Origin of the sequence: Marivita sp., from assembly GCF_017643905.1 — a bacterium.
In the GTDB taxonomy this organism is placed as follows: domain Bacteria; phylum Pseudomonadota; class Alphaproteobacteria; order Rhodobacterales; family Rhodobacteraceae; genus Marivita.
This window is the reverse complement of record NZ_JAEPMO010000024.1, coordinates 26,447-36,045: the sequence shown is the minus strand read 5'-3', so window position 1 is coordinate 36,045 and position 9,599 is coordinate 26,447. Positions and strand designations below refer to the sequence as shown.

10 protein-coding genes are annotated in these 9,599 nt (G+C 52.2%); 8 read left to right on the top strand and 2 right to left on the bottom strand.

Going from position 1 to position 9,599, the window contains the following annotated elements; translation table 11 throughout:
• From JJ869_RS05700 to JJ869_RS05685, 4 genes are all read left to right on the top strand, one after another.
• The coding region (locus JJ869_RS05700) for a PD-(D/E)XK nuclease family protein (protein ID WP_292265201.1) at window positions 1–292 on the top strand (292 nt) is incomplete at its 5' end.
• A 78-nt stretch (window positions 293–370) separates the two neighbouring features.
• Window positions 371–1,261 carry a metallophosphoesterase gene (locus JJ869_RS05695; RefSeq protein ID WP_292265200.1) on the top strand — a complete coding sequence of 297 codons (891 nt, stop codon included), beginning with the start codon at window positions 371–373 and terminating at the stop codon, window positions 1,259–1,261.
• 66 nt (window positions 1,262–1,327) lie between these two features.
• Complete coding sequence (locus JJ869_RS05690; protein WP_292265198.1) at window positions 1,328–2,665, top strand: PD-(D/E)XK nuclease family protein; 1,338 nt, start codon at window positions 1,328–1,330, stop codon at window positions 2,663–2,665.
• Window positions 2,655–3,317, top strand: coding sequence for a hypothetical protein (locus JJ869_RS05685; RefSeq protein WP_292265196.1), 663 nt, complete (start codon window positions 2,655–2,657; stop codon window positions 3,315–3,317). The genes JJ869_RS05690 and JJ869_RS05685 overlap by 11 nt, the downstream gene beginning before the upstream one ends.
• A 63-nt stretch (window positions 3,318–3,380) precedes the next feature.
• On the opposite strand, the gene JJ869_RS05680 is transcribed toward JJ869_RS05685, so the two are convergent.
• Window positions 3,381–4,370, bottom strand: coding sequence for a WYL domain-containing protein (locus JJ869_RS05680; protein ID WP_292265194.1), 990 nt, complete (start codon window positions 4,368–4,370; stop codon window positions 3,381–3,383).
• 108 nt (window positions 4,371–4,478) lie between these two features.
• On the bottom strand, window positions 4,479–6,515 hold the full coding sequence (locus tag JJ869_RS05675) for an ATP-binding protein (protein ID WP_292265191.1): 2,037 nt from the start codon (window positions 6,513–6,515) through the stop codon (window positions 4,479–4,481).
• A gap of 118 nt (window positions 6,516–6,633) precedes the next feature.
• Between JJ869_RS05675 and JJ869_RS05670 the strand changes: the two genes are divergently transcribed.
• From JJ869_RS05670 to JJ869_RS05655, 4 genes are read left to right on the top strand one after another with little or no spacing between them, the layout of a single operon-like run.
• Window positions 6,634–8,022 carry an exonuclease domain-containing protein gene (locus JJ869_RS05670; RefSeq protein ID WP_292265189.1) on the top strand — a complete coding sequence of 463 codons (1,389 nt, stop codon included), beginning with the start codon at window positions 6,634–6,636 and terminating at the stop codon, window positions 8,020–8,022.
• Window positions 8,023–8,024: 2 nt separating this feature from the next.
• Entirely contained in the window at window positions 8,025–8,480 is a 456-nt protein-coding gene (locus JJ869_RS05665; protein ID WP_292265187.1) for a hypothetical protein, read from the top strand.
• A complete protein-coding gene (locus tag JJ869_RS05660) occupies window positions 8,477–9,154 on the top strand; it encodes a HEPN domain-containing protein (RefSeq protein ID WP_292265185.1) in 678 nt (225 codons plus the stop codon). The genes JJ869_RS05665 and JJ869_RS05660 overlap by 4 nt, the downstream gene beginning before the upstream one ends.
• Before the next feature lie 12 nt (window positions 9,155–9,166).
• Complete coding sequence (locus JJ869_RS05655) at window positions 9,167–9,340, top strand: hypothetical protein (RefSeq protein WP_292265183.1); 174 nt, start codon at window positions 9,167–9,169, stop codon at window positions 9,338–9,340.
• Window positions 9,341–9,599 lie beyond the last annotated feature (259 nt).

Here is a 9,599-nt window from a genome sequence, read left to right as displayed (position 1 = left end):
GCTGACGGCTGAGGGCTATACGGAGATCGAATGCGAGGTGCCGGTTCAGAAGCGTGAAGCATCGGGCGCGGAATTCAACGGGATCATTGATCTTCTGGCGACGGGCGAAGGGAAGTGTCTGATTCTTGATCACAAGAGCGGATCGGGATCTTTCAAGGCATACTTTGCGCAACTTCAGGCCTATCAGCAAGTGTTTGCACTCGCTGAACAGGTTAGGTTCGCAGAAATTGCGGTTCATTGGATCGACCGGGCGACGGTTGAGATCAGGGATGGAAGCTCTCAAGTTGACTGAATGCGAAGTACATTTGGCGACGAGTACTCGACATGAAATCAGTCGTGATTTTGGAGCATAGCAACAGGTAGAGAAAAAATGACAAGTTTAACGATTATACCAGACATCCATGCGGACCCTACCCGTTTGCATACATCGCTGGATGCTGCAACTGGATCGAATGTTGCTTTTCTTGGTGATTTTATTGATGCAGGCAACTCTGTCGACGTGCCTGATGATGCTTCCGTACTTCGCAAAGTGCGATCACTTGTGGACCACGAGGGCGCTCTGGCAGTCATGGGGAACCATGAACTCAACGCTATTTTGTTTCACCGGAGAGATAACAAAGGGGCACCTCTGCGCCAGCACAGCTCAAATAACGTCAGCCAGCATGCAAGTTTCTTGGACAATATAGGCTTCGCAACACCTTCCGCGATTGAATGGACTGAATGGTTTTTGAGTATTCCACTCTGGATTGAACTTGAAGGATTGAATCTTGTGCATGCTTGCTGGGATCAGATTGCAATCGAAATGGTGAAGGAGCGACGACCAGATGGGCGGCTTACTGCTGATGACCTTGAAGAGGTAGCTCACAAAGAAAGTGAATTTGCTATGGCTGTAGAGATGCTAACGTCAGGTCCTGAGGTTATGCTGCCAGATAATTTTTGGTTCTACGATTATAAAGGTGTGAAGCGGAATAAGGTGCGTCTTGCGTGGTGGAAATCATTGCAGGGAAGTTGGCGTGATTTGGCACTCGCTGTACCAGATGTTACGCAGTTGCCTGATACGTCTGTTTCAGGTACAGAAGGAATTACCGTTTATGGTGAAGGCAAATCTCCTGTGCTAGTGGGCCATTACAAAATGAAAGGCGAGCCATTGATTGAGTCTGAGCAAGCTGCTTGTTTGGATTACCCTGAAAAAATCTGCATTTATCATTGGGTGGGGGAGAAATCATTGTCTAATGATAATATTGAAGTGCTGAAGCGATGAAAATGATGCGCTAATCCAGAGGTGTAGACGAACATAATGTGTAATAGAGATGAAAGACCAATTGATATGGATTCTAAAGGAGAAATCGAACGCATACTTTCTATTATTAGTGATGTGCGGGTAGCAATTGATCCGAGCATTGTGATTGCGCATCGAGTTACATCAAGTGCTTTTGAAAAAACTGATAAGTATTTGGATGGCGTTGTCAAGGTCGTTGAGGAGGCTCGAAAAGTCATCAATGGAGAAGGTGATTCATTAGAAGCATCATATTTAGATGGGGCGATCGGTTTTCCTTCACCAGCGGAAGATATCAAAAAATTTCATGCTATTATTGATAAAACAGTTCTGTTGTATAGCGAAACTAGTGCGAACCGTTTAAGGGAAGCCGAAACTGTTCTCAAGCCATACGAGGGCCTTCCGGTACACTTCGACATTCTTTCGCTGATGGGCGTAGACCGAAGTGAAACTGTGTTTTGTCAGTTGTTATTGTGGCTATTAACTCCTGAAAGTTCACACGGTGTTGGAGATGCATTTCTACGACTTTTCCTTGCTCGCCTGGGCGTGGACTGTCAGGGTCGTCTGTTCGATTATTCTCAAAGCCTAAATGCTGAAATTGTTAGTGAGGTAAGTTGGGATATACCCAATGGTGAGCTTTTTCAGCCTTTATATGAGCAGACTTCTCAACAGAAATCTGAAAAGTCTAGAAGACTGCGCGTCGACATATTAATCATGGTGCAAGGCTACATTATTCCTGTAGAAGTTAAAGTGTACGCTAGCGAGTCATTGTACAAATTTAATGATCAGACTTGGGCGCAAGCAGCATTATACGGTGAAATGTGGCGTTTAATGCTTGAGGCCTACAGAAGCAGTTTGAGATTTGATAAAAACACATCATCATCGCATTTTTCTTCTTTTCAGGGTTGGAGGGGTGCATGGGAAAAATGCACACGTGCAAATAAAGGCTTGGAGCGCAGTAAACATTTCTTTGATGCTGGTAGGGCTGCTGTGGTTCCTGTGCTGATTCACCCAAGGCATCAGTGCATCTCAAAGCATGAATATATGGGTGAGCGTAAATATGAGCACGGTTTGCCAGTGCGGCATATCGATTGGCTTGATATTGATAAGATGCTGTATCGTCTGTGTATTGATCGAGATCTGCAGTTGGGTCGACTTGATTTGATTCGGTCTTTTAGAACAACAATTCTTCGTTTGGCGACTGGTATAGACTTGGTGTCTAACATTGAAGATCTAAGGCTGAGAATAGCTGAACCGGCACTCACTAGGCGGTTTCCAGTTGCATCTTCTGCGTCCCTCGATGTGGCACTTGCAGAACTGAACCATGTTGATAGCTGTTGCGATGAAGCAGTCTATGAGAAACTTGGAGGGAGAATCCATGACATCTAGTAACGAGATAAATGCGGTCGAAAGTGTGGAGTCGATAATTTGGAACAATTGGCGAATTGTTGAAGTTTTGTTGGAGCGCCGCAATGAATTGAGGGATGAACTTCTCAAGGCACTTGAAGATGCAATTAAGGATGACGAGGGTCTGTCAGAAGAGCTCAATGTTGGTCACATTGTAGAAGATGTGAAGAGGCAAAATTCTGGGAACGGAGTTGTAGCTAAATTTAGTGTGCAGCGTGCTTTGGAAAATATTGATGAGAATGAAAAAGAAGTTGATACTGTTAGTCTGGGAGCAATAGTGATAGATTTTCCAACTGCACAAGACGGCCGCTTGGCGCTTGAAATATTGGCTTCCTTACCTCAACAGCGCATTTTTGGACGTGGGCTTGATGACGCGAAAAAGCACATTCGGGATAAAGTGGAAGCCATGAGCGCAAGTGGTATACATGAAGAATTTCCACCACAAGCTGATTTGGACAATGCAGTTAGAAGGAATGATATTGCTAGAAAGATGATTCAAGCTGAAGAGTTTGGCTCAACAAAGAAGAATATGAGTTTGGACGATGAGATTGAAAATTTCGTTTCGACTGTTGTGGGAATATACAGAAGTTACAAGAAGATACCCCAATGGCTGGCAGGAATGGAATCATCATAGAAATAATCCTTTTAGGTGGTGACCAGTGTTCAGTGCGTGTTACCAGCTTTTTAAGCAAGCACTTCAGATGTACTCCGGGTAGTTATCTTTGACTGTCCTTGAAAGTTCTTCTTGAAGTTTGCGAGGTGAAACAACCTTTACGGAACTTCCCCACCGGAACAAATGCCAGCACATTTCGCGCAGCCCACCTGCGCGGAATGACACTGTAAGGCTGCCATCCGGCTCGTCGGTCATGACCTGTGTCGGATGGAACAAATATAGGCGCGCGTCCTTTGCCGCTTCGGGCGTGAAGCGCCAAACGACATCGTAGACATCTTCCTGCCAGATGCCGAAGGATCGCTGCATCCAGGTGGATAGGTCGAAATCTTCGGGGCGCTGAAAAACATCTTCGGTCAGTTCGATCCGCTCGAATCCGGCCAACGCAAAGAGACGCACATCCTTCGCGTAGGCGCTGAAGGCCACAAGGTACTGCCTGCCCTCACCAAGCAGCATGGCAAGGGGACCGAGACGGGCTTTGCGGCTCAAAAGCCCAGATGAGCGAGACCTATGATCAACGTCGATCCAAACTCCCGCAAGGATTGCTTCTCGAAGAGTGTTCAGTGTTTCCCTCGGAATGCGCTCGCGGGGACCAGGGCGTAGGGCAACGCCGTCTGCCTCGAGGAGTGCGGCGATATCAGGCTCAAGCTGTGCTCGTCTTTTGCCTGGTAGGCGAGCACGCAACCGGTCTGATAGCATGTCGAGGCGCTCAGCGGTGCCAAAGTCGCCCGATTGTCGAGCGAGGTCGGCGGCCCGCTTAAGTGTGGCGATATCATCTACAGTCGGGTCGGCAAGGCGGCCTGCGGTGCCAGGCGGCAAGCGCCAACGCTTCCGCCCGCCTTCCTCTAAAAGTTCCTCCGTTTGCGGAAATGCGTCACGAATTGCATCGCGCATCCGCTCAGCCGTCCTGCGCGACACTTCAAAGGTCTGACTGATGTCTTCCAGCGACAGACCATCGGCGCGGCCCTGCATCTGCATGGCCAGCCTAACAAGATCTGTGAGTCGGCCATAACGCATTGTGGTGTCTCCAATTCCCGTAGACTGGCGCAAACATTTCATGGCTTCAAGCAGAGCCATTGACATGCGTTTTCGTGCGCTGTCGTGGTGTCGTAAGGAGACGTGCGATCAGCTTGCAACACGAAACCCTATCGGGCTCCCCCTATTAGGCTTGGCTGCCTGCTCGCGGCGCAGCTCGACGAGGATCGCTTCGGGTTCAGGGATCCCAAGCAATTTCGATCGCTTGGCCACCACAGCGAAGTCCCCGGGCGTCAGTTGGTCGAGTTCCCAAAGCCCCAAGGGCGGATCGGATTTGAAAAAGCGACAAAAACACGCTTCACGTTGCTGTGCGCTCAGCGGCAAGAAGCTGATCTTGAGGCTGAAGCGTCGGGTCGTGGCGGGATCCAGATGTTCGATGAGGTTGGTGGTACAGGCGAAGGGCAGGGGATGGTTTTCCATCCAAGTCAGCATTTCGTTGACCTGCGAGATTTCCCAGCGATGCCTTGAGCCATCGCGCGCGCCCAATAGTGAGTCCGCTTCATCGAATACAAGAAACGCGTTGGTGTCGCGCGCTTCGGCAAAAGCATCGGCGATGTTGCGCTCGCTTCCGCCGACATAGCGATCCAGAAGATCAGAAGCTCGTCGCTCGAGGACCGGCATCTGCATTCGGTCTGCGAGATAGCGGGCAAAGGCGCTTTTGCCGGTGCCGGGAGGGCCGCTGAGGCACAGCCCACCGGTATTGGCTGGACCGCAGGCCACGAACCTTTCTGTGATCAGTGCAAGGTCATGGTCAGCATTGGCCAGTTCAGGCTCAAATCTGACACTGCTCGGTGCTACGAGTGGGGTGTGCCCCCCTCGCACGGCACGCGAAATCGCAGATGCCGCAAGCTTCACATCGTCCGCGCCACCGCATGTAATTCGCGCTGCGCGAAGTGCGCTATCGGCAAGTGCAGGCGCATCTTCCATGCTTTGGGCGAGTTCGAGGCAGAGGTCTTTGGGCAGCGCAACCCGGTGATGCTTGGCAAGCTTCTCCCATATGTGGCTGCGCACAGAAACTGGTGGTGTGCGCAACTCCAGCGTGAAGGAAATCCGTCGGAGGAATGCTGGATCGCAGTCCCTGATGTTGTTGGTCGTCCACGATGTTGGGATTGGGTTGTTTTCTAATAGCCTGTTGACGTGGACTTTCGAGCCGGAGCGGCGGAGCGACAGACCAAAGGGGCCATTGTCGAGCCCGGGAAACAGGTCTTCCATTTCGTCGAAGAGGATCAGGCTGTTTCCCTGATCAGTAAGCAGCCGTTGACCGAGACGCAATTGCTGCAGACGTTCGGAACGGGATGGTTCGTCGCCCTCATCATCAGCCTCACCGACAGCATGCAATCCCGCACCGAGGCGCTCTGCAAGCGCCTTGCAGAACTCCGTTTTGCCGGTCCCGGGGGCTCCGTGTAGCAGAATGTTCACGCCCTTTTCGCAGCGATCAAGAGCACCGCGCAGCAGGCGGAAGGCAAAGTCGCGCCCAGCGCCAAGATGCTCGAAATCCTCCCAGGCTAACGTCGTGGAGCTGACAGGGGCGAATAGTTTGCTCAGGATATCGTCCAGACTGCGCGAAGGGGGTTCGAGGGCTTCTACAATGAGATTCAGCGGAGCAAGTCCAAGCCCATGAAAAGGGTGCTTTTCGAATTGCACTAGACCCGAAGATAACAAGCGACCGGAGTATGATAGGGACCGGCGAACGCTTGCGGATGGAAGGCCCGTAAGACTTGTAATTGCATCCTCCACCGAAAGCCGAGCGTCGTCGACAAGACCGGTGCACAACGACCGGACAGGGCCATTGCGTGTTGCGCGAACGGCCAGTTCGAAAATTACCTGTTCATCGGAATTCAAAGCAACATGAGTGGCCAGAACGTTAATGTTGCGACCAAGTGCATCCGGTTTTGGTTCAAACTTTGTTCTGTCCAGCTCAGTTAGGAGGCCCCGTAGTTGACTCCAAATATCCGCTGGAACACCTTTTTGTTTGTAAGTGTCAAAATCGGGATTCCAGTCGAAACCTAAATCGAAATTTTCCATCCAGTTTGACAATTCTTGTGCGGCAATGCTTCTTGCGCGAAATTGTAAGGCAATTCGTGTTGCTAATTCGATTAAATATGCCTGTTCGTACTTGTTTTTCATGCGGCCTCCTTGATGATCCGCAAGACATATCACGTGCGTATGTCAAATACGGACGTACTCCGGTTACCTGACCCGGAAAACCTCGTGACCTGATTGCTTGTTCCGCTTATGTACCCTTATGAACTTTGCGTTTTACGATCTTGAAACCACGGGCACGTCGACAGCGTTCGACCATCCTCTGCAATTTGCAGCGATCCTTACAGACTTGAACTTCAAGGAGATCGAGCGGGTGAACCTGCGCTGCCGCCTGGCACCGCACGTCATTCCATCGCCGCAGGCGTTAGTCGTCACTGGGTTGCGACCCCTTCAAATCGTCGATCCACAGTTGCCGAGCTTGTTTGAGTTCGCACAGAAGTTGATTGCGCTGGTCTCACGTTGGTCCCCTGCGATCTGGACGGGGTTCAACAGCATCCGTTTTGATGAAGAAATGTTGCGCCAGCTATTCTATCAGAATCTGCAGGCTGAGATTTTTGCAACCCAGTTCAATGGCAACACGCGCTTCGACATCATGACGGCCGTATTCGCGATGTTTCAGCGCCACCCCGACCAATTCACCTGGCCAATGGATGACACAGGTCGGGTCCGCTTCAAGCTCGATCGCCTTGCACCGGAGAATGGTTTTAAGGGGCACAACGCACATGATGCTTTGGGGGACGTGGAGGCGACGATCCACATCGCACGGCTGATCGCAGAGCGTGCGCCCGATCTCTGGGGCCAGCTTCTTGCCAATCGCGACAAAAGACATGTTCAGGTGCAGCTGGACCGGTATGAGCCAATCGAGTTGATTGGGCGCTTTGGAGACGCTCCCTCAAAGGCAATCATGGGTTGCCTCTGCGGCTATGCCGCCAAGAACCAGAACCAAGCCTATCTCTTCGATCTCGATGCGATGGACCCGCAAGCGTTGATTATGGCGTCTGACCAGGACTTGATGGCCGCCAGGGACGCTGAGCCACGTCTCCTGCGGTCGATCTCGATCAACAAGATCCCGGTGCTCTTACCACCGCTGACCTTGACGGATGAGTATCAGCGCAGGGCCCGGGCGCTCGCAGAGGGGCCCGAATTACGGCAGCGGCTGATCTCTGCGATGGCCACGCGTTACCCAGCCGAACCCGACGCTACGCCACGGCATGTCGAACAGCAGATTTTCAACGGCTTCTACAGCTGGAACGACAAGGCACGGCTCAAGGAGTTTCAGGGGGCTGATTGGCCGCGTCGGCAAGAAATCGTAGCAACGTTCGAAGACGCCCGCTTGCGCCAGCTTGGTGCGAGGCTTGTCGCATTCTACGCGCCCAACCTGCTGTCAGACAGTGACCATCGCCGGTACATTGCGTGGCGAAGCGAGCGATGGAGCGCAGACACCGGGGCTGGATGGATGACGTTTGAGCATGCGCGCCAGGCGCTCTTGGAGCTGCAAGTAGCAGAATCGCAGGATCCCTCCATGCTTGAAGAAATCGAAGCATTCATAGTTGCGCTAGGGTCCAGCATCACATGTGGGGAGCCGTTCTGAAGATGCGAGCACTGGAAAATGATCCTGATATTCGTGATGCTCCGTTCAGTCTTCAAGAAAAGCTGACCATCCAACAGGTGCGGTTCGTTGGGGCGCGCTTGCGGGATTTGGTGGACCGGTATGAAAGTGCTTCGCGCGAAGAGCGGCTTCGACCGATCTATTGGGCTGAATGGTCCGTCTTCATGAATGCGGCCCATTCCTGTGGCTTTGTCTGCCGCGATGAGGGGGAGGACATGGGGGACCCGAAAAAAACGCCGGTGCTAGAGTTCATGCGAAAGCTCGTGAACAATCTCGAGCTTGTCGAGTCTCTCTGCCTGCGCGACCTGCGAAGGATCCTGCATTATGCCATGAGAAGTGAACGTTGGGGTGACGGTGGCGCGGGCACGGGCGGCGGTACCGTCTGGGCGCTGATCACGTCGCGCCTCGGAAATGCCATTGCGCGTAGACTGGGAGCATGAGCGTGATGGCAGAGGTATCGAACGAATTCGATTACTTGCGGGACAAGCACCGGCAGTTGCGCGAACAGAATTCCCCGGAGCTGAACCTGCGCACGCACCGGTCCATCAGTTGGATCGCCCGGGCGGCAGCATTGATCGATGAAGACCCTGACGCCGCGTTCATCTTCAGCTGGATTGCCTTCAACGCCGCCTACGCGAAGGACTTGGGGGATGATCCAGGGTCATTCGCGCGCGCAGATTTTCAGAACTTCTTCGACGCGCTTGTGCTGTGCGACCCAAAAGGTCGTATCGGTCATGAAATCTGGCACCACTTCGAAGGGGTGGTGGCCGAGCTTCTGGACAACAAATACATCTTCAGCCCGTTCTGGAAATTCCACAATGGCGATGCCCAGTATGGCAACTGGGAACTGCGCTTCGAGAACGCCAAGAAGGCCGCGCAATATGCGATCGAGGGGCAGGAGACCGCGAAGCTGATGAGCATTCTCTTCGACAGGCTCTATGTACTGCGCAACCAGCTTGTGCATGGTGGCGCAACCTGGAACAGTCAGGTAAACCGTAAACAGGTGCGTAATGGGGCAGAGTTGCTGCTGAGCCTTCTGCCCGTCTTTGTCGACACGATGATGTCGAACCCAAACGAAGATTGGGGTGCGCCTTATTATCCCGTTGTGGATTGATGGGGACGCCAGGTGTCGGAGATTGTCGCAGGACTGCTCTTTCTCATCTTAGCCGGCATGGTTGCGATAGGGCTGCTTGTTCTTCTGTTCCGCATCCTCACCAGCCGTTTATTCCTCAACTTTTCGGCGCTTGTGGCGCTCGCCTTTTTGGGGTTTCTCGCGTTCTTGGTCGGCTTCGGAGGGTGAAGACATGATTGAGCAGGCAGTTGCCTTGTCCGAAGCTTGCAGGCCGCGATTATGGTGTCCTTTCTCTCATGCATCTTGCCTCAATCGCGCTATCCCTTGGTTTCCAGCGTTTCACCCAACGAACAAATTTTGCTTGATTTACGGGAAGCCGTAGGTGGTTTTCTGGCTACGAAGTCTTATTTACAATGAACCGTGCTGCTGTCATTCGCGAAGTCATTGCGTGCCTGAAGCAGTCCAGTGCTACCGTGGAACCCGAGCT

Coding starts and splice junctions, on each gene's coding strand:
- JJ869_RS05665 (WP_292265187.1), top strand. CDS start 8,025: ATGCGAGCACTGGAAAATGATCCTGATATTCGTGATGCTCCGTTCAGT.
- JJ869_RS05695 (WP_292265200.1), top strand. CDS start 371: ATGACAAGTTTAACGATTATACCAGACATCCATGCGGACCCTACCCGT.
- JJ869_RS05680 (WP_292265194.1), bottom strand. CDS start 4,370: ATGCGTTATGGCCGACTCACAGATCTTGTTAGGCTGGCCATGCAGATG.
- JJ869_RS05685 (WP_292265196.1), top strand. CDS start 2,655: ATGACATCTAGTAACGAGATAAATGCGGTCGAAAGTGTGGAGTCGATA.
- JJ869_RS05675 (WP_292265191.1), bottom strand. CDS start 6,515: ATGAAAAACAAGTACGAACAGGCATATTTAATCGAATTAGCAACACGA.
- JJ869_RS05690 (WP_292265198.1), top strand. CDS start 1,328: ATGGATTCTAAAGGAGAAATCGAACGCATACTTTCTATTATTAGTGAT.
- JJ869_RS05660 (WP_292265185.1), top strand. CDS start 8,477: ATGAGCGTGATGGCAGAGGTATCGAACGAATTCGATTACTTGCGGGAC.
- JJ869_RS05670 (WP_292265189.1), top strand. CDS start 6,634: ATGAACTTTGCGTTTTACGATCTTGAAACCACGGGCACGTCGACAGCG.